This window comes from Yoonia maricola, from assembly GCF_002797915.1.
Taxonomy (GTDB): domain Bacteria; phylum Pseudomonadota; class Alphaproteobacteria; order Rhodobacterales; family Rhodobacteraceae; genus Yoonia; species Yoonia maricola.
On the sequence record NZ_PGTY01000003.1, the window covers coordinates 298,959 to 318,277 of the forward strand.

The 19,319-nt window shown below is 55.5% G+C and carries 21 protein-coding genes; 12 read left to right on the forward strand and 9 right to left on the reverse strand.

All coding sequences use genetic code 11. The features are described from left to right. Nucleotide 1 precedes the first annotated feature (1 nt). The 3 genes from BC777_RS15730 to BC777_RS15740 all read right to left on the reverse strand — a co-directional run bounded on the left by BC777_RS15730 (nucleotide 2) and on the right by BC777_RS15740 (nucleotide 1,517). Nucleotides 2-364, reverse strand: a complete 363-nt coding sequence (locus BC777_RS15730) for a hypothetical protein (protein WP_100369150.1) — start codon at nucleotides 362-364, stop codon at nucleotides 2-4. A 119-nt stretch (nucleotides 365-483) separates the two neighbouring features. Further along, nucleotides 484-822 (reverse strand): hypothetical protein, encoded by a 339-nt coding sequence (locus BC777_RS15735; RefSeq protein WP_100369151.1) that lies wholly within the window; start codon nucleotides 820-822, stop codon nucleotides 484-486. Continuing rightward, nucleotides 819-1,517: a DUF599 domain-containing protein gene (locus tag BC777_RS15740; protein ID WP_100369152.1), complete on the reverse strand. Its 699-nt coding sequence runs from the start codon at nucleotides 1,515-1,517 to the stop codon at nucleotides 819-821. The genes BC777_RS15735 and BC777_RS15740 overlap by 4 nt, the downstream gene beginning before the upstream one ends. Nucleotides 1,518-1,608: 91 nt before the next feature. Here BC777_RS15740 and BC777_RS15745 point away from each other — a divergent pair, with 91 nt between their 5' ends. From BC777_RS15745 to BC777_RS15770, 6 genes are all read left to right on the forward strand, one after another. After that, complete coding sequence (locus BC777_RS15745; protein ID WP_100369153.1) at nucleotides 1,609-3,042, forward strand: FAD-linked oxidase C-terminal domain-containing protein; 1,434 nt, start codon at nucleotides 1,609-1,611, stop codon at nucleotides 3,040-3,042. A 31-nt stretch (nucleotides 3,043-3,073) separates the two neighbouring features. After that, on the forward strand, nucleotides 3,074-4,177 hold the full coding sequence (locus tag BC777_RS15750; protein ID WP_100369154.1) for an FAD-binding protein: 1,104 nt from the start codon (nucleotides 3,074-3,076) through the stop codon (nucleotides 4,175-4,177). Next, nucleotides 4,177-5,496: a glycolate oxidase subunit GlcF gene (gene glcF, locus BC777_RS15755; RefSeq protein ID WP_100369155.1), complete on the forward strand. Its 1,320-nt coding sequence runs from the start codon at nucleotides 4,177-4,179 to the stop codon at nucleotides 5,494-5,496. Before BC777_RS15750 ends, glcF begins: the two co-directional genes overlap by 1 nt. 96 nt (nucleotides 5,497-5,592) lie before the next feature. Next, nucleotides 5,593-6,360 (forward strand): trypsin-like serine peptidase, encoded by a 768-nt coding sequence (locus tag BC777_RS15760; protein ID WP_245834426.1) that lies wholly within the window; start codon nucleotides 5,593-5,595, stop codon nucleotides 6,358-6,360. 131 nt (nucleotides 6,361-6,491) lie between these two features. After that, nucleotides 6,492-6,959, forward strand: coding sequence for an Hsp20 family protein (locus BC777_RS15765; protein ID WP_168769188.1), 468 nt, complete (start codon nucleotides 6,492-6,494; stop codon nucleotides 6,957-6,959). Nucleotides 6,960-7,050: 91 nt separating this feature from the next. Then, nucleotides 7,051-7,602 carry a GNAT family N-acetyltransferase gene (locus BC777_RS15770; protein ID WP_100369158.1) on the forward strand — a complete coding sequence of 184 codons (552 nt, stop codon included), beginning with the start codon at nucleotides 7,051-7,053 and terminating at the stop codon, nucleotides 7,600-7,602. A 61-nt stretch (nucleotides 7,603-7,663) separates the two neighbouring features. Here the strand turns inward: BC777_RS15770 and polA are convergent, their stop codons facing one another. Further along, the gene (polA, locus tag BC777_RS15775; protein WP_100369159.1) at nucleotides 7,664-10,480 is read right to left on the reverse strand and encodes a DNA polymerase I; all 2,817 of its coding nucleotides are present in this window, start codon (nucleotides 10,478-10,480) and stop codon (nucleotides 7,664-7,666) included. Between the two features lie 38 nt (nucleotides 10,481-10,518). On the opposite strand from polA, the gene BC777_RS15780 reads away from it, so the two are divergent. After that, nucleotides 10,519-10,971, forward strand: coding sequence for a hypothetical protein (locus BC777_RS15780; protein ID WP_100369160.1), 453 nt, complete (start codon nucleotides 10,519-10,521; stop codon nucleotides 10,969-10,971). On the opposite strand, the gene BC777_RS15785 is transcribed toward BC777_RS15780, so the two are convergent. After that, a complete protein-coding gene (locus BC777_RS15785) occupies nucleotides 10,968-11,147 on the reverse strand; it encodes a zinc-finger domain-containing protein (protein ID WP_100369161.1) in 180 nt (59 codons plus the stop codon). The two genes, BC777_RS15780 and BC777_RS15785, sit on opposite strands and share 4 nt — an antisense overlap. A gap of 87 nt (nucleotides 11,148-11,234) precedes the next feature. Here BC777_RS15785 and BC777_RS15790 point away from each other — a divergent pair, with 87 nt between their 5' ends. Next, nucleotides 11,235-12,164, forward strand: coding sequence for an ABC transporter ATP-binding protein (locus BC777_RS15790; RefSeq protein WP_100369162.1), 930 nt, complete (start codon nucleotides 11,235-11,237; stop codon nucleotides 12,162-12,164). A 62-nt stretch (nucleotides 12,165-12,226) separates the two neighbouring features. Here BC777_RS15790 and BC777_RS15795 read toward each other — a convergent pair whose 3' ends face one another. Both BC777_RS15795 and BC777_RS15800 read right to left on the reverse strand, forming a co-directional pair. Continuing rightward, nucleotides 12,227-12,589 carry an HIT domain-containing protein gene (locus tag BC777_RS15795; RefSeq protein WP_100369163.1) on the reverse strand — a complete coding sequence of 121 codons (363 nt, stop codon included), beginning with the start codon at nucleotides 12,587-12,589 and terminating at the stop codon, nucleotides 12,227-12,229. 8 nt (nucleotides 12,590-12,597) lie between these two features. Further along, on the reverse strand, nucleotides 12,598-14,175 hold the full coding sequence (locus tag BC777_RS15800) for a DUF5928 domain-containing protein (protein ID WP_100369164.1): 1,578 nt from the start codon (nucleotides 14,173-14,175) through the stop codon (nucleotides 12,598-12,600). Between the two features lie 135 nt (nucleotides 14,176-14,310). Between BC777_RS15800 and BC777_RS15805 the strand changes: the two genes are divergently transcribed. Together BC777_RS15805 and BC777_RS15810 are read left to right on the forward strand one after the other, a co-directional pair. Beyond that, nucleotides 14,311-15,105 carry a sulfotransferase family protein gene (locus BC777_RS15805; RefSeq protein WP_100369165.1) on the forward strand — a complete coding sequence of 265 codons (795 nt, stop codon included), beginning with the start codon at nucleotides 14,311-14,313 and terminating at the stop codon, nucleotides 15,103-15,105. 136 nt (nucleotides 15,106-15,241) lie between these two features. Continuing rightward, complete coding sequence (locus BC777_RS15810; protein ID WP_100369166.1) at nucleotides 15,242-15,961, forward strand: hypothetical protein; 720 nt, start codon at nucleotides 15,242-15,244, stop codon at nucleotides 15,959-15,961. On the opposite strand, the gene BC777_RS15815 is transcribed toward BC777_RS15810, so the two are convergent. After that, a complete protein-coding gene (locus BC777_RS15815; protein WP_100369167.1) occupies nucleotides 15,927-16,916 on the reverse strand; it encodes an adenosine kinase in 990 nt (329 codons plus the stop codon). The genes BC777_RS15810 and BC777_RS15815 overlap by 35 nt on opposite strands. Then, a complete protein-coding gene (gene nth, locus BC777_RS15820) occupies nucleotides 16,913-17,557 on the reverse strand; it encodes an endonuclease III (protein WP_100369168.1) in 645 nt (214 codons plus the stop codon). The genes BC777_RS15815 and nth overlap by 4 nt, the downstream gene beginning before the upstream one ends. A gap of 95 nt (nucleotides 17,558-17,652) precedes the next feature. Between nth and BC777_RS15825 the strand changes: the two genes are divergently transcribed. Together BC777_RS15825 and BC777_RS15830 are read left to right on the forward strand one after the other, a co-directional pair. Then, nucleotides 17,653-18,501: a methylated-DNA--[protein]-cysteine S-methyltransferase gene (locus tag BC777_RS15825; protein ID WP_100369169.1), complete on the forward strand. Its 849-nt coding sequence runs from the start codon at nucleotides 17,653-17,655 to the stop codon at nucleotides 18,499-18,501. A gap of 116 nt (nucleotides 18,502-18,617) precedes the next feature. Next, a complete protein-coding gene (locus BC777_RS15830; RefSeq protein WP_168769189.1) occupies nucleotides 18,618-19,274 on the forward strand; it encodes a YiaD family glycine zipper/OmpA-like lipoprotein in 657 nt (218 codons plus the stop codon). The last annotated feature ends 45 nt before the right edge of the window (nucleotides 19,275-19,319 follow it).

Below are 19,319 nucleotides of genomic sequence, written 5' to 3' on the forward strand. Positions count from 1 at the left end.
GTCAGCAAAAGGGGTTCCAACGACAATACCACTTCACCTCATCATCACTAACATCGACTTCGGTTTCAGTCTCTTGCCCCCAAGGCCACCAACCTTTTCCCGCTTCCGGCTCCACAACCGGTTCCACGGCACGATTGAAAGGCCAAAAATCGAACCAGCTGCTGAACCAACCCGTGAAACTATCGACTACGTAAGTCAAAACGAACAGCACAATGATGGCCAGCAGCACGAAAAAGATAACACGTCCAAACGATTTGCCGCCTTCTTTGGCGGCATTAAAGGTAAAGAGTTTGAGCGAACGGCTTAATACCTCGCGCCATGGTCTCTTTGATACGCAATCTTCATCTTGTTGGGGTTTAGTCATCAGTCATCTTCTCACCGGGTCAGGACGTCACACGGCTCCTGACAAATGAATGCGGCAATAGTAAGAGCCGTATCTTATGAGATAGGGTGGCAGTGGCTGCTGCAACACAGCAGTGAACGCTACTCTGTCAGAACAACCTCAAACAATTCATCCGACCAGCCATCCACATTGCAACGCGCCCGGACGTAAACAACGGTGGCCTCTTCCGGCACGATGACACCTGATAGCGACCGCGTGAAAGGTTGTTCTGTCTCATGAGGATGCAAAAGCTCTCGGATGCCAAGGCTATTGCCATCGGCATCCAACACCTCCCACCCATCGGCATAATGGTCCCAGCCCGTATCAGGGTGGGACAGTGTAACACTGAACCGATCCCCATCAACGGTAACGTTTTCAACAACCGGGCCATCTGCAAAGACAGGGGCGGCAAGCAAGGCAAAGACAGATGTATACTTCATGTATTTTCCTCTAGCAGAATACGGCGTGGCAGTGATGCAAATTCCCGTGACCAGACAATCCAGACCACCACAATCGTCGCAATCATCAATGCGACAGGACCCAATAACCAGGCAAGCGCGCCCAGCGCGAAATACATCGCACGCAAGCCGCGGTTAAAGTTGATTGCCGCACGGATATTCAACTCTGCCGCCTGTGCCGCGCGCGGATAGGCGGCCGGATCTGCGGGATCATTTGGGACTGCGGCCATCATCACGGCACAATATCCGAAAACACGATTTGCCCAGACAAATTTGAGGAAAGCATTGGTCAAAAACAGCGCCACAAGCCCCAGCTTCAGTTGGAAGATCAAAACCGGTATCGCCATTTCGGTGACTTCCGCGGCCACACCCCGCAAAGGCTCCGTGTTCCCGGCAAGGGCCAGAACACCACCGATTGCCAGCAGGCAGGTTGACGCGAAAAATGATGTCCCCTGACGCAGGCTAGCCAAAATCTGGCTATCAAAAATGCGCGGTTCTCTGGTCACAAAGACCTTCATCCAGCCGCGCCGTCGTTCCGACATCAAAATAGTCACCGAGGGGCGTTTGGCGCTGGGATGCTCAATCACCCATCCAATGACGATCCAGACGATAACAATTGCGCCCGCTGCGGCCCAATCAAGAGGCGAAACAAGCGTAAGATGATCCAATATTTGCATGAGCTTTTATGTACACTCTACAGTTGAGACTTGCTATATTGCAAAATTGGTAATATATTTTTACCAATAATACCCAAAAGGGAGTCGCCAGATGGAAATGCCAACACCAGACGCAAGCGTCATGTCACGCAAAGCACAGATCGTGGAACGCTTGTCCGAAGTGCTGCCCCGTGATGCTGTCATCTCGGATGAACGCGAGACGCGGGCCTACGAATGTGACGCGTTAACGGCATACAAATGTCCGCCGCTCTGTGCTGTGCTGCCAGCAAACACAAAACAGGTCTCTGATGTCTTACGCATCTGCCATGAAATGGGCGTGCCGGTCGTGCCGCGCGGCTCTGGCACTTCACTTGCCGGTGGCGCATTGCCCACGGCTGATTGCGTGATTCTTGGCGTAGCCAAGATGAATGACGTGATCGAGACGAACTACGATGATCGTTACATCCGTGTGCAAACTGGTCGCACTAACCTTTCAGTAACTGGCGCTGTCGAAACCAACGGCTTCTTCTACGCCCCCGACCCCTCCAGCCAATTGGCCTGTGCGATTGCAGGCAATATCGCGATGAACTCAGGCGGGGCGCATTGCCTGAAATATGGTGTGACCACAAACAACCTGATGGGTGTCACCATGGTCCTGATGGACGGCACCGTGGTCCAGATCGGTGGCGCACATCTGGATGCAGGCGGTTTGGATATTCTTGGTGTGATCTGCGGGTCCGAAGGGCAGCTTGGCGTTGTCACTGAAGCCACCCTGCGGATCCTGCACAAACCCGAAGGCGCGCGCCCCGTTTTGATGGGTTACGACAGCTCGGAAGTGGCCGGGCAAGTTGTGACCGACATCATCAAGGCAGGCATTCTGCCCGTAGCTATCGAATTCATGGACCGTCCTTGCATCGAAGCGACCGAGGCTTTTGCGAAGGCAGGCTACCCCATGTGCGAGGCGCTTTTGATCGTTGAAGTCGAAGGCTCAGACGCGGAAATCGACGCGCAGTTAAAGCTGATCATGGAGATTGCCGCCAAGCATAACCCGGTTGAGCTACGCGAGGCCAAAGACGCTGATGAGGCGGGCCGTATTTGGCTGGGCCGTAAGTCCGCTTTTGGCGCGATGGGCCAGATCAACGACTATATGTGCCTTGACGGCACGATTCCTGTGTCTTCTCTACCTTTCGTCCTCAAGCGTATCGGCGAAATGTCCAAGGAGTTTGGTCTTGATGTGGGCAACGTTTTTCACGCAGGCGACGGCAATATGCACCCGCTGATCCTGTTTGATGCAAACAAACCCGGCGATCTGGAGCTTTGCGAAGATTTCGGTGCCGAAATCCTGAAACTTTGTGTCGAGGTCGGCGGCTGCCTGACCGGCGAACATGGCGTTGGCATCGAAAAGCGTGATCTGATGAACGTGCAATATGATCCTGCTGATCTGGAAGCACAGATGGCGATCAAGGATATCTTTGATCCTGCATGGTTGCTGAACGCGGCAAAAGTATTCCCGCTGAACACATCCGAAACACGTCGCGCCGCGTGATACCATCAGTATTTTCGAAAAGTAGATCAAGATGACGCCCAAAACCGAAACAGAGCTGGCTCAGATGATTGCCGGCGCCAATGGTCCCTTGCGTATCAAAGGGGGCGGCACGCGGGCTATTGGCCATTGCGAAGGCGACGCATTGAACACCTCCGCGATGAGCGGGATCAGCCTCTATGAACCAGGCGCACTGACGATTGTCGCGGGCGCCGGTACACCGTTGGCTGAGGTCGAGAAGGTATTGGCGGCTGAAAACCAGCGTATCGCGTTTGAACCGATGGATCACCGCGCCTTGCTGGGCACCAAAGGCGAACCGACGTTGGGTGGCATGGCGGCTGCCAATGTCTCTGGTCCACGCCGTATTTCTGTCGGGGCCTGTCGTGATTTCATGCTGGGCGTGCGGTTCGTTGACGGCGCTGGCAACATCATCAAGAACGGGGGACGGGTGATGAAAAACGTCACCGGCTATGACTTGGTCAAGCTGATGACAGGGTCTTACGGCACATTAGGTGTGCTAACGGAAGTATCCCTGAAAGTGCTGCCTAACGTTGACTGCGTGGGCACATTGCGGCTGCATGGGCTGACCGATGCGCAGGCGATTCAGGCGTTATCCGCGGCACTTGGCTCACCGTTTGAGGCAACGGGGGCTGCGCATTTTCCCAAAGGTCCGGCCGGTGATCCAGTCACGATGCTTCGGATCGAAGGTTTCGAGGACTCGGTGAACTACCGTGCCGGGAAGCTCACCAGCTTACTGAAGCCCTACGGCGACGCCGAGATGACTGTCGATGACGGAGCAGCATGGACCGACGTACGCGACGTCACCACATTTGCCGATCAGCCCGGCAACGTCTGGCGTATCTCAACCAAACCGTCAGACGCTGCAGAACTCGTTTCGCGCATCGACGCAAAGGCAGTTCAATACGACTGGGGCGGCGGCCTTATTTGGGCGCTTACCGATGAAGGCCGCGACCTACGATCTGCCTTGGGCACCTTCGACGGCCATGCGACCTTGATCCGGGGTACGGCAGATGTACCAACATTCCACCCCGAAGTACCCGCCTTGGCCGCGATAACAACCGGCCTGCGCGCCAAATTCGACCCCCGCGGTATTCTGAATTCCGGGATCATGAGCTGATGCAAACGACCTTTACGCCCGAACAACTCACCGATCCCGCAATTAGGCGGTCCAACGAAATTCTACGCTCTTGCGTACACTGCGGCTTTTGCACCGCTACTTGCCCGACCTATCAGGTGCTGGGCGATGAACTCGACAGCCCGCGCGGGCGAATTTACCTCATCAAGGACATGCTCGAAAACGAACGCAAGCCGGATGAAAAGACGGTCAAGCATATTGACCGCTGCCTGTCTTGCCTTGCCTGCATGACGACCTGTCCCTCTGGCGTGCATTACATGCACCTTGTCGACCATGCGCGTGCTTACATCGAAAAGAACTATGATCGCCCGTTTTCCGACCGTGCCTTGCGCTGGATCCTCGCCCGCATTCTACCCTACCCCATGCGGTTCCGGGTTGCGCTGCTGGGCGCCAAAATCGGCCGCCCCTTTGCGCGGCTGATGCCGGATGCCCGCCTACGGGCCATGCTGGAAATGGCCCCAAAAACAATCCCACCGGTCAGTCGCAACGACGACCCGCAAACCTTCCCCGCCAAGGACAAAAAGATGCGGGTCGCCCTGATGACGGGGTGTGCCCAAAAAGCGCTGAATACTGATATCAACGATGCAACCATTCGCCTGCTGACGCGGTTGGGCGCAGAAGTCGTAGTGGCCGAAGGTGCAGGCTGCTGTGGTGCGCTGACCCACCACATGGGTAAGGAAGACGAAAGCCACGCAACAGCGGCCAAGAACATTCGCGCCTGGGCCAAAGAAATGGATAACGACGGACTGGATGCTATCGTCATTAACACCTCTGGCTGCGGGACGACGGTGAAGGATTACGGTCATATGTTCCGCAATGACGCGCTGGCCGACGACGCAGCACGGGTCTCTGCCATCGCAATGGATGTTTCTGAAATCCTAATGAAGCTGGACATGCCCGAAGGCGAAGACAAAGCGACCAAAGTTGCATATCACGCCGCCTGCTCTCTCCAGCATGGTCAACAAATCAAGACCTTCCCGAAGGACCTGCTCAAAAAGGCAGGTTTCACAGTACTGGAGCCGGCCGACAGCCATCTTTGCTGTGGTTCCGCGGGAACCTACAATCTGATGCAGCCGGAAATCTCTAAGCAACTCAAAGAGCGCAAAGTCCAAACGCTGGAAGCGCTCACACCCGATATCATTTCAGCGGGTAACATTGGCTGCATGATGCAAATCGGTGGTGGAACCGAAGTGCCTATCGTCCATACGGTCGAGTTGCTGGATTGGGCAACGGGTGGACCACAGCCACCGGCCCTAACGGCGCCGGGAAAACGCGAGCCGCAAATCCCAATGCTGCGATAATGTCATAATGATGCCTCAACTGTCGGCGACACTTGTCGCATGGAGAAGGTAAAAACAATACAACGACTGGTGTTCGCAGCGATCATTTCGCTTGGAATGTCTGTGTCCACGACAGCGCAAGAAACAGATCTCGTTACCCTCGAAACCCGTCAGGACAGCCAGGGCTGGGAAGCCGTCGGCCGTTTAGACATCCGCGGTAAGGGGTTTTGCACCGCTGCGCTGATCCGTGATCGGCTGATTTTGACCGCTGCTCATTGTCTTTATGACATTGACGGTACGTTGATCGATCCACGCCGCTTCTCCTTTCAAGCCGGGCTGCGGGATGGGCTGGCACAGGCCACACGGTCGGTCAGTCGCGCCGTCGCACACCCTGACTATACCCATAGTGGTGAGGCCGCGAATGCACGCGAAGTCGCTATTGATATCGCCGTGCTGGAACTGGATCGCCCGATCCGCAGCACCCGCATGCGACCCTATCAAATTGCCCAGCGCCCTATCAGTGGCGATCAGGTTGGCGTGGTCTCCTACGGACGCGGACGCGAAGATGCACCTAGTCTGCAACAGGTTTGCAATGTACTGGGGCGACAAACCGGGGTCATCGTGATGACCTGCGATGTTGAATACGGCTCAAGCGGATCACCGGTCTTCATGATGAGCGAAGGGGAGAAGCGGATCGCATCCGTGGTGTCCGCCATGGCGCATGTCAACGGACAAAAAGTATCGCTCGGCACCTCCCTTGAAGGTCCGCTAAACGCTCTGCTCAGCCATTTTGCCACACTCGGACCTGCCCGTCCCGGCGGCACACAGCGCCTGATCAACGTAGATGAGCGCAACGATACCGGGGCGAAATTCGTTCGCCCCTGACCCCCTTGAAAGCCAGGAATGATATTCCCAAATAATATGGACGGGGACGCCGATGATGGGTCCTCGACAAACCGGCTTGTCCCTATGGGAAAGCTACAACATTGTTATCGCTTAAGAAAAGGATGACCCAAATGCGTGCGTTTGACCTGACACCCCTCTACCGTGCCACTGTTGGCTTTGACCAAGTTGCTGATCTGATGGATCGCGCCCTTGCCAATGACGTCGGCCAAAACAGCTATCCCCCTTACAATATCGAAAAAACCGATGACGACGCATGGCGCATTTCCATCGCGGTCGCTGGCTTTTCCGACGACGACCTCGCGATTGAGGTAAAAGACCGCTCATTGCAAGTCACAGGCCGGAAAGCCGCTGATGAGACCGAGCGCAACTACCTGCACCGCGGCATCGCCACCCGCGCCTTCGAGCGTCGTTTCCACCTGGCCGACCACGTCCGCGTAACAGGGGCTGCCCATGAAAACGGCATGCTGCACATTGATCTCGCGCGCGAAGTGCCTGAAGCACTGAAGCCACGCCGGATTGAGATTACGTCTGCTGGCAAGACGGATGCAAATTTGGTTGAAGCGAAGTCAGTGAACTAAGCAATAACCATCTCGATAGATAGCGCGCCATCCGCGAGGATGGCGCGTTCCTCTTTGGTAAGGATACTTCAATGGTAGCTTTGAGCCCACTTTGTTTGATGCTGCACCAACCATGAATGACGGCTTTGACAGGTGGCGCTACTCATTGCCCACACGTATCAACAGTATTATGACAGTTAAGATTGAGGCTCAAATAGCGGCGCACGCTGACGGTTTGTATGATGCTCTTCGTGATGAGCGGATATACAAATTCCTCGATGAGGCACCGCCAAAATCAGTTGAAGCGGTTCGCGAACGTATTGAACGGCTTCTCCTCGGTGCACCTGCGTCGAGTGGTGAGATTTGGATGAACTGGACAGTTACCGAGGCTGATACAGTCGTCGGTTATACGCAAGCAACGATCCAGAAGGACGGCACTGCGAGTTTGGCCTATGTGCTATCGCCACGCGTATGGGGACGATCAGTTGCGTATGCCGCATGTGTCCTCACGCTTGCAGATATTAAAGATCGGACATCAGTAGTTGAGATTGTCGCAGACACTGAGGCTCACAACACGCGCTCTCAGGCACTGCTTGAAAGACTAGGCTTCCGCCGCACCCATGCCGAAGGGCAAGACGTGTTTTACAAGCTGACATTCGAGTAGATATAGAGAACGGCGGTTAAGTCCCGCATAGCTGCCCTCTGCAAATAGCCATTTTAAACGCCTAATGCGCCTCGGCCCAGTTCGCACCCTGCCCTGCATCCACGGACAGCTTTACATCCAGTTTCACCGCCGGGTCGCTCGCATTCTCCATCACGTCGCGCGCTGCGCCGACCAGGTCATCGACCGCCCCTTCTTCGACCTCAAAGATCAGTTCATCATGCACCTGTAGCAGCATCTTTGCGGGCAGCCCTTCTATCGCCGCAGGCATTCTGATCATCGCCCGCCGGATCACGTCTGCCGCTGTCCCTTGGATGGGTGCGTTGATCGCCGCCCGTTTGGCAAAGCCTGCATGCGGGCCTTTGGCATTGATCTCTGGCGTGTTGATCTTGCGGCCAAAGAGCGTCTGGACGTAGTTATTCTCTTTCGCGAAGGCGATAGTGTCATCCATGTACTTACGAATCCCCGGGAAGCGTTCGAAATAGCGGTCGATGAACCCCTGCGCTTCGCCGCGCGGAATGCGCAGATTGCGCGCCAGACCAAAGCCGGAAATGCCGTAGATCACACCAAAGTTGATCGCCTTGGCCTGCCGCCGAATGTCCGGCGTCATCTCGTCCAGTGGCACATCGAACATCTCCGACGCCGTCATCGCATGAATATCGATCCCGTCCAGAAACGCCTGCTTCAGCGCATCAATCCCCGCGATATGGGCCAGAATGCGCAGCTCGATCTGAGAATAGTCGAGGCTGACAATCACTTTGCCCTCTTCTGCTACAAAAGCCTCTCTGATGCGCCGCCCTTCCTCGGACCGGACTGGGATGTTCTGCAAATTCGGATCGGTGGATGCCAAACGTCCGGTGTTTGCACCGGCAATGGAGTAAGACGTATGCACACGCCCTGTCTCTGCATTGATGTGCTCTTGCAGCGCATCCGTATAGGTGGATTTCAGCTTTGACAGTTGCCGCCAATCCAGGATGCGGCGGGGCATGTCGTGCAGCGTGGCAAGGTCTTCCAACACGTCAGCCCCGGTGGAATAGGCCCCGGTTTTGCCGGTTGATGGCTTTTTGCCATCTGGCATTTCCAGCCCCATTTCATCGAACAGAATCTCACCCAACTGCTTGGGCGAGCCCACGTTGAAAGGTCGCCCGGCCATCTGTTGTATCTCATCCTCCAACCCTGCCATTTTCTGCGCGAAAGCATTCGACATCCGGCTCAGCGTATCGCGGTCAACCTTGATGCCGTGCCGTTCCATCTGCGCCAGCACAGGCACAAGCGGGCGTTCCATCGTTTCATAAACGGTGGTCACCCGGTTCACATGTAATTGGGGCTTGAACTGCTGCCATAGGCGCAGGGTGATATCGGCATCCTCGGCTGCGTATTTCACAGCATCATCGACGGGCACACGGTCAAAGGTGATCGCTGATTTTCCGCTGCCTAACAAAGGCTTGATCGGAATGGGCGTATGCCCCAGATACCGCTCCGACAGCGTATCCATCCCATGATTATGCTTGCCGGCATTCATCGCGTAGGACATCAGCATCGTGTCATCAATCGGGGTCACGTCGATATCCAACCGGGCGAATATCTTGGTGTCATACTTCATGTTCTGACCGATTTTGATGACCGCTGGGTCCTCCAAAACCGGTTTGAGCATGGCCAGACATTCCGCGATATCCATTTGCCCTTCGGCCATCTCGTCCGACCCGAAAAGATCATCCGACGCGGCAGACTTGTGGGCCAGCGGGATGTAACAGGCCTGCCCGGCCTCAACGCAAAGCGAAATGCCAACCAAATCGGCGATCATTTCGTTCAGGCCTGTTGTTTCAGTATCGACGGCCACATACCCACGCTCTCGAATGCGGTCGATCCAGACCTGTAACGCGGCGGCATCGCTGACACATTCGTAAGCGTCAGGATCAAAGCCGACAGCCTCTGGCGCCGCGACTTCGCTTGCAGCAGGCGCTGCCGCTTCTATCGCAGGAGCCTCAACACCCAGCTTGTCGGCAATCCTCTTGGTGACCGTGCGGAATTCCATTTCAGCCAGAAAGCCCATCAAGACATCTGGGTCTGGGTCCTGCACCTCAAGATCATCAAGGCCGAATTCCAGCGTCATATCGCAATCGAGTTGCACCAGCTTTTTCGACAATTCAATCTGCGCGCGGTTCTCAATCAACGTCTCACGGCGCTTGGGCTGCTTAATCTCACCTGCGCGGTCCAGCAGGCTTTCCAGATCACCATATTCGTTGATCAAAAGTGCCGCGGTCTTGATCCCGATCCCCGGCGCACCCGGCACGTTGTCCACGCTATCACCAGCCAAGGCCTGCACATCCACCACGCGCTCCGGCCCGACGCCAAATTTCTCAACTACACCGTCACCATCGATGCGCTTGTTCTTCATAGGGTCGAGCATTTCGACCCCATCCCCAATCAACTGCATCAGGTCCTTATCCGACGACACAATCGTCACCCGCCCCCCCGCATCGCGCGCCTGATGGGCAAGGGTCGCTATGATATCATCCGCCTCAAACCCCTCCATCTCTTCGCACGCTATATTGAACGCCTTGGTGGCGACACGGGTCAGAGGTATCTGCGGGCGTAAATCCTCTGGCATTGCCTCGCGGTTGGCCTTGTATTGATCATACATATCATTGCGAAACGTATGGCTGCCTTTGTCAAAGATCACCGCGACATGGGTCGCTGCATCAGCGCCATTATTCCCCTCAACATAACGCTGCAACATGTTCACAAATCCGCTCACCGCGCCCACTGGCAGGCCATCGGACTTGCGCGTCAGCGGGGGAAGCGCATGATAGGCGCGAAAGATGAAGGCCGAGCCGTCAATAAGATGCAGGTGACAGCCTTTGCCGAATTTCGTTTCCATCTGAAGTCATCCCCACATTGCTTGCGTAAGGTTTTGCCATGATCCGTCTCATCCTTCCAGTGACCATCTGCTTTGCAGCACCACTTGGTGCCGAAACCTGCGAAAACGTGCCTTATAGTCAGGAAAACTGCGTGCGGGTCTTGGCATGCATCGGCGATCAAGGGCTCTACTTCGATGGCGAAGCGCGCGGTTGGGACGAGGGCCCCGCAAGCGGCCTGATTTCAAACGGTGTGACTTGCACAGGCACCTGGACCGCCGACGGTCCCTTTGGGGCCGGCATGGGTCAAATGACATGCGAAGATGGTGTCGATATCGGGGTGATCTACCACACGCAGGACAATGAAACCGGCACGGTGATTGGAAGCGGCAGTGACAGCCTTGGCCAGCCGGTTCAAATCTGGTCAGGTGAAAACGTACTGGAATTCCTCACACCCGAAGGCGAAGTCAGCGCACGCCTGCCCTGCATGAGCGGGCCTATCCCGATGAGTTAGACTTTGCCTTCAAAGTCTTTATGCACCAGCTTGGCATCGCAATAAGGGCATTCGATCCAACCATGTTCCTGCGGGATTTGCAGCCAAACGCGGGGATGGCCCAGCGCACCTTCGCCACCGTCACAGGCCACACGCCAGTCATGTACAATCTTTGTTTCGGGTGCAGGTGTGGACATGATCACTCTCATCTGGTTGCGGCAGGGCACGCCCGGCCTTAAGTCTGTGCAACAGATACCGCAGCAGCGGCGCAAGGGAAAGACGGCATGAGCGACAACGCGATAGAAATTCATGGGTTGAAAAAGACCTATGTCGCCACCGGGCGCAGCCCCGCAAAAGAGGCGCTGAAGGGGATTGACCTTACCATTCCGCGCGGGTCTATTTTCGGGCTGTTGGGGCCAAACGGGGCGGGCAAATCAACATTGATCAATATCCTTGCGGGGCTGGTCGTGAAATCCGCGGGGACTGTCAAAATCTGGGGCTTTGATCAGGATAAAAATCCCCGGCAATCACGCGCCGCCATCGGGGTGATGCCGCAAGAGCCGCATCTTGATCCGTTCTTTACCCCAGCCGGGTCTTTGGACGTGCAAGCAGGGCTTTACGGCGTGCCGAAAGCGCAGCGCAAAACAGCAGAGATCCTCGAACTGATAGGACTGACTGACAAGGCTGACGCCTATGCCCGCTCCCTTTCTGGTGGCATGCGGCGCAGGCTCCTGTTGGGCAAGGCACTGGTTCATTCACCCCAAATCCTTGTTCTGGATGAACCCACCGCAGGCGTCGACATCGAACTCCGTAATATGCTGTGGCAAAACGTGCGCAGGCTGAATGATGAGGGTATGACGATCATCCTGACGACCCACTACCTCGAAGAGGCGGAAGAGATTTGCGACGATATCGCTATCATCAACCATGGTGAGGTGATCATCAAAGATAGCACGGCCAATCTGCTGGGGCGTCTGGACAGCAAAACACTGGTTATCACTCCGGAAGCTGACACAGACTTACCTGTCCTGCCCGATACAATCACCGGCCAGAAACATACCGACGGCACACTTGCATTTACCTACAAAAGCGGCGCGACCCCCGCAGATCAAATACTGTCACTGGTCCGCGATGCCGGGATCACAATCAAAGACGTCAGAACAGAGGAAGCGGACCTCGAAGACGTCTTCCTGTCGCTGACGTCATCACGCTGACCCCTGACTTTCTTCGTCCATTCAAACTTCCGCCGGAGGCATCAAAATTTCTTCAATTTTGATTAATCTTGCAGCATCCGCCCCAGCTGACGCCCGCCCAGAATATGCATGTGGTAATGTGGTACATCCTGCACGCCGTGCGTGCGGGTGTTGGCAATGCTGCGGAAACCGTCTTTGACATCCGTAATCTGGCACACCTCGGCCACGGCCTGCATAAATCCTACCTGTTCTTCCGCCGAAGCGTCTCGCGCAAAGTGATCAAGGCTGACATAGGCCCCTTTGGGAATAATCAGCACATGCACCGGCGCCTGCGGTGCGATATCTTCAAAGGCCAGCGCATAGTCGTTTTCATAAACAGTCTTATTGGGGATCTCCCCGCGCAGAATTTTGGCAAAGATGTTCTGGTCGTCGTAGGCGTATTCCATGTCAGTCCTCAATCAACAAAAAGATGGGGGGTATCGGCAAGGGTGCGGGCGACATCTGATGAAACGCTCAGAAACTGCGCAATCGCATGGGCGTTTTCATCCGATGTAGCGCTTTCCTTGATACGGGTTGTATGCGCAAATTGCGCGTCACGGATCGCATCGCGCTCGTAAATCATATCGTGGCGGATCGTTGGCAATAGGCGCTCAAGCGTGGTGTTGCTGGTCTGCGGGCCTGCCAGACCGACACGCCTCGCATGACCCACTAGATAGTCATCATCAAAACTGCACTCGATCTCCAGCATCCGCACTGTTGCCCGATCCGCAAAGAAATCAGCCATCAGATCAAGGCTGGATGTATCGAGGCAAATCACCAACCGGTCACTATCATAATGATCAAAGAGCATCCGCATCAATGCCCGCCGATGACGACCACGCTTTTGCAAGGTGCTCTCGATTCCCCCCAGATCAGGCAAGTTGGTGTCGTCTTCGTTAAAGAGATACTCAATCGCAGGTACATTGGTATGGTGCTGGATTGCAGCGACCAACCGTTTGGCCACATGCCATTTCTTGCAGGCAATAATCATCAACTCGCGGCTTCGGCCCAGTGTCGTTTCATTCTCCCAAAACCGTTGCGCAAAGCGGCGGCCAATGCGGCCCCGCCCAGTAAGAAACGCAAACAGATTGCGCCCCTCGTCCGAGATCACAAAGTCCGTTCTGTCGCTGGCATAAAGCGCACCAAGGCGCGTCCGCAAGTCCCCGGCTTCTGCACTGATCTTGCGTGCAAAGAGTGACCCTTGCCCCAAGAGCAGATCATAGTGGTCGTTATAAAACGTCACCGGCATCCCATAGTCAGTGAACATCAAAAACGTTAGCGTCCGGTTTTCAATCTCGCGGGCGGGCACCAGATGGCGGACGAGGGTTTGAAAGAACGTCTCGTCCGGGATCCACGTGGTACGGAAGAAACGCATCACATCACGGCGGGCATAGGCAAACTCCAGCACCGTTTCGACCGTTTGACGACGCAGGCACCACCATTGACTGCCGATCATGATCTGGAGATCATTCGGGATCTTGCGGGTCATCTTGAAGCGCTTCTGCAGCTCCAACACGGTATAAAACCGGCGTTTCTGGGTGCGTTCGTTAAAGAAATGGCGATAGATCAGGCGCTCTTCGCGAAATCCGGTCTTGATCCAATTGCTTTCAAAAAAGTCATGACTTTCGATGTAGTCCACATCGTTCTCATCCAGCATTTGATGCGCAAAATCTGCCGATTTGATCGGCATGCAATCACCCGAAACCATATAGAAATGCGTAGCGCGTGGAAATGCAGCCAAAGCCGCTTCAACCGCATGCAAGGTTGCTTGCACAAGGCTCCATTCACCCCAGCCGCATTTGACGCGGCGCCCGGCGAAGGTGACGCTTGGATTATCCTTCAGGCTGGCCTGAACGGTCTGATAATCCTGTACCGACGCCGACGCATCAAAATGGATCGCGATATAGTCACCCGCGGCAGTCAATTGTTCGGCCTGCTGAATGATAACAGCGGGGTTCTTGTGACAAAGCAGGATAAAGGCGACACGTGCCATGTGTATTCAAGTAACCTTCGTTGCGTTCAAAACCGTCATAGCGCGAACAGACATTGAAGTGACAGGGTTTCTTTGCTTTGAAGGTGGCCAAGAACAGGCAGGAGAGCACGCGTGGCGCAATTTCCCGGAACATGGATGACCCAAAGCGAAAGCGTGGTCTACCGCGTCGTGCCCAAATGCGCTTGTTCGAGCATCGGCCAGATCATGTATTATTCCGACCACGGTGAATTCTTTGATGGCGATATTCACGACGCCAAGACAGGCATCCACAAATGGACGTTCGATGACAGCAAACCTGTAATCGAAGCAAACGTCAAAGCGCACCAAAGCTATGCCTTTACCTGCGTACGTAATCCCTACACCCGCATCCTGTCGTCGTTCTTTGACAAAATTTGCGGCGTGCAGCGCAATGGCAAATACTATCGCGGTAATCTTGTACCACTACTTATCCAGAAATACGGGATCGAGGTGGGCGACCCAGAGAACGGTTTTGCATTCGACCAGATCAAAAGCTTCCGCCGCTTTCTGCTGTTCGCCCGCGACACGATACGCTGGCGTCGTCCGATGGAGCCTGACATTCACTGGTCCGCGCAATCCGGCCACATCTCGACCTTCATTGTAAACGGCGGGCGCTACGACAAAATCTTCTGGACCGAGAAGTTTAATGACGGGATGCAAGAGGTTCTGAATGGGATCGAGACAGCGCATCCTGTCGATCTGGCGCAAATCCCCCGGTTCAATGAAAGCGAGGGGCATGGGCCCAAACGCGCCCATCCAGTCAGCGATTATTTCGACGATCTGTCGATGCATATCGTTTACGAGATGTACAAACGCGATTTTCGCATCTTCAAGTATGACTTTGAAAACCCCGCCAATAAGATGCCAATAGGTGAGATTGATCTTGATGAGGTCCACGCGAAGCTCGGTTAGGTGCTACGCCCGAAGCGCGGCCGCAAAGGGGCTGCCTGACCCGTCGGCCTTATCCACCTTGAACACAGGAAGATACAGCTCGACATTCCTCAACGCGCGCTAGGTGCTAACGCATTGGCGTAAAGGGAAATCATCCATGTCTGTCGTATTGATCCTTGGCAGCGGCCCGAATGTCGTAACCTGCCGCGATTGGCCGAAGGCTCCGTTTGATCGGATCGTAGCAATCAATAATGCTTGGGCCGTGCGCCCCGATTGGGATGATCTAATTCATCCCGATGACTTCCCGGTTGAACGCATGCCGCTGGATGTCAGTTCAGAGCAGCGCATCATCCGCGCATCGGAATATGTGCCTTTGCAGAATACCTTGGGCGGGTTCGTCTATGCCGGGGGAACCATGGCGTTTACGGCAAGCTACTGGGCTTTAGCCGCGCTGAAACCGCGTGTCATTGCAGTTCTGGGGTGCGATATGGTCTATGCCGGGGCCAGCAACACGCATTTCTATGGCACAGGGACCGCTGATCCCTTGCGCAAGGACGTCACTCTGCGCTCGCTTGAAGCGAAATCAGCACGCCTGATGGCGATGGCCGCGCGGCAGAACTGCGCGATGGTAAATCTGTCCACAGACGAAAGCCGCTTGGTCTTTCCCAGGTCAACTGCGGCAGATATCGCGAATGCACGCCCTCAGGCATTAGATCAAAAGGCGATCGAAGCGGCTCTCGCGGAAGAAGCCCGCCTCGGCTATTACGTGCCATCCGGCAAGTACTGGAAAGAAGAAAGCCGCTTTGACACAGCCGCTATTGATGCGCTGGACGCGCTTTGGCTTAAATCAACCCTTCCGCTGCAAACAGGGTCTTAAGGTCCGCTTTGGGGCGTGGCCCGATATGGCCGATCACCTCTGCCGCAGCCACAACACCCATGCGCCCGCAGGTTTCAAGCGATTGGCCTGTTGTGAAACCATAAAGGAAACCCGCCGCGAACTGATCACCTGCGCCGGTCGCATCAACGGGCACGACCTTTTGTACCGGCACTTCGACCCGCTTGTCGCCCTGAAACAGGATCACCGGATCACCGGAACAGGTGCAGACAACTGTTTCGCAAACCGCATTGGCCTGCGCCAAAGCCGCCGAAAGATCATCCGTTTCATAAAGCGTTGTCCATTCGGCAGCATTGCCGATGACGAAATCCATATCTTCCGCGACCAACCGCTGAAAGTCGGCACGATGCCGATCCGCACAAAACGGATCAGAAAGTGTAATTCCTGCACGCCCACCAGCCGCGCGCATCGATTGGGCAGCAGCCGTAAAGGCCGTTTTGCCGTCGTCCTTGTCAAATAAATAGCCTTCAAGAAACAGGACCTTACCACCCTGAAATAGAGCATCTGACACATCGTTCTGGCCCAGATCGGCGCCAGCACCCAAGTAAGTATTCATCGATCGCTCACCATCAGGTGAGACAAAGATCATCGACCGCGAAGTCGGGGCTTCAGCCGTGGATGACGGAGGGTTGGGAAAAGCAGTTCCAGCATCTTCCATCCCCTTCGCATAGAACCGGCCTAAGGCGTCATCCTTGACCTTGCCAATGAATGCAGTCGACAGGCCCAGGCTGCCCAATCCTGCCACGGTATTCGCCACAGACCCACCCGGCGTCTCGGTCCGGTCCGTCATTGCGCCATAAAGCACCTCGGCCCGGTCCCGTTCGACCAGTTGCATGATGCCCTTGTCGATCCCCATATGGTCCAGAAATGTATCAGCGGCATGGCCGATCACATCGACAATCGCATTGCCGATCCCGATGACGTCATAGTTACTCATAGGTTTTTATCCTCAAACATACATAGATCGCGGATCAGACAAGCCGCACATTTAGGTTTTCGCGCCACACAAACGTAGCGGCCATGCAAGATCATCCAATGATGGGCATGGAGTTGAAAGTCAGCCGGAATATGATCCTCAATCGCGCGTTCGACCGCATCAACATCCTTGCCGGGTGCTACACCACTGCGGTTACCAAAACGGAAAATATGGGTATCGACGGCCTGGGCGGGCTGGCCCCACCACATATTGAGCACAACATTGGCCGTCTTGCGCCCCACGCCCGGCAACGATTGCAGGGCCGCGCGGGAATTGGGAACGACGCCATCGTACTGATCAACAAGAATCTGGCTCATCTTGATGACGTTCTTAGCCTTTTGGCGGAAAAGGCCAATCGTCTTGATATGTTCAGTCACACCCTCAAGCCCCAGATCAAGCATCTTTTGGGGCGTATCAGCAATCTTGAACAGCGCACGCGTGGCCTTGTTCACGCCCGCGTCTGTCGCCTGCGCGGACAAGGCCACTGCGACGACAAGCGTATAGACATTCACATGCTCCAGCTCGCCTTTAGGTTCAGGCTCTGCCGCATGGAACCGCTCAAAAATCGCGCGGATGGTATGATAGTCAAGTTGTTTTGCCATGCCGTCCGGTATGCCTTGATGGGCTCAAGGGGGCAAGCGTCAGATGCGCAATTTCCGGGTCGCATGAACCGGTCGTTATCCCTAGTTTAAAGCGCATGGAACAGACAGAGACATACCATTACCAAATCATGCGCCGCGCCATCGAAGCCATTGATGCCGCAGGCGATGAGCCACAAACGCTGGCCGATCTGGCCGCTGACATGAACATGAGCCCCGCGCATTTTCAGCGGCTCTTTTCGTCATGGGTGGGCGTATCACCCAAACGGTATCGGCAATACCTGACATTGGCGCACGCCAAGACACTGCTGCGCGAAAGGTTTACGACGCTTGAAACAGCGCATACCGTTGGGTTGTCGGGCAGCGGGCGCCTGCATGATCTTTTTGTGCGGTGGGAGGCAATGAGCCCCGGCGACTATGCCCGCGATGGCGCTGACCTCACGATTTTTTGGGGCTGGTTTGAAAGCCATTTCGGACCCGCCTTGGTCATGGGCACGGATCGCGGTATCTGCGGTTTGGCCTTCGCCGCCGAAGCCGGGCCAGAACCAGCTATGGCCGACCTCAAATCGCGCTGGCCCAAGGCGAACTTCGTAGAGGACCCAGCTTTCTTGCGCCCTTGGGCGCAAGCCGCCCTCGGCATGAGCGGAGAAGCCAAGCTGCATATGATCGGCGCGCCTTTTCAGTTAAAGGTATGGGAAGCCTTGCTGACCATTCCCTCAGGTCATGTCACCACCTACTCCGAAATTGCGCAATCCATCGGGAAACCCAAGGCGGTGCGCGCCGTTGGCACGGCGGTGGGGCGTAACCCTGTCAGCTGGCTGATCCCCTGCCATCGGGCCTTGCGTAAATCGGGTGCATTGGGGGGGTATCACTGGGGGCTACCAGTCAAACGCGCGATGCTGGCATGGGAGTCTGCCCGCACAGATGCACAGCCTGAACAAGCGTAAATTCGGCAAAACCCTGCTGGTCTAGGCGGCGTTATTGGATATCATGGCGGAATAGGCATAAGTTGCCCCATCGAACAGGCGCAATTGTCGCGCTCATACATAATGGAACCATGACCATGACATTTACGAAATTCCCCCTCGTGCTCGCTGCTGCATCACTGACGTTTGTCGCCGCATGTGACCCCACAGGCCCGAACCAATATGAAAACACGCAGCAAGGCGCTTTGATCGGCGCTGGCGCTGGTGCCGTACTTGGCGCAATCACAAACAACGACGGTTCCGTGCGTGAACGCAACCAGGCAGCACTGATCGGTGCCGCACTTGGCGCTGGCGTTGGGGCCGGTGTCGGTAACTCACTGGATCGTCAAGCCGAAGAACTACGCCGTCAGTTGCGCAACGATGTTGGCGTGTCTAACAACGGCAATAACCTTGTTGTGGTCCTGAGCGAGGATCTGCTTTTTGCGACCAACAGCACGCAGCTTTCCGGTACAGCACAAAATGAGCTTCGGATTGTCGCAAGCTCTTTGCAGCAATATCCCGACACAACCGTGAACGTGATCGGCCACACCGATAACGTCGGCGAAGCCTCTTATAACCAGGGTCTATCCGAACAGCGTGCTTCAGCCGTTTCATCCATTCTGATTGGGGGCGGTGTTTCTGCCACGCGGATCCGGTCTATCGGCGCAGGGGAAAACAACCCGATTGCGTCAAACCTGAATGCCGCTGGTCGTCAGGCGAACCGCCGGGTCGAAATTGTCATCACGCCAAACTAAGGCTGATCGCTTTATCAAACCTGAAAGGGGTTGCAGAAATGCAGC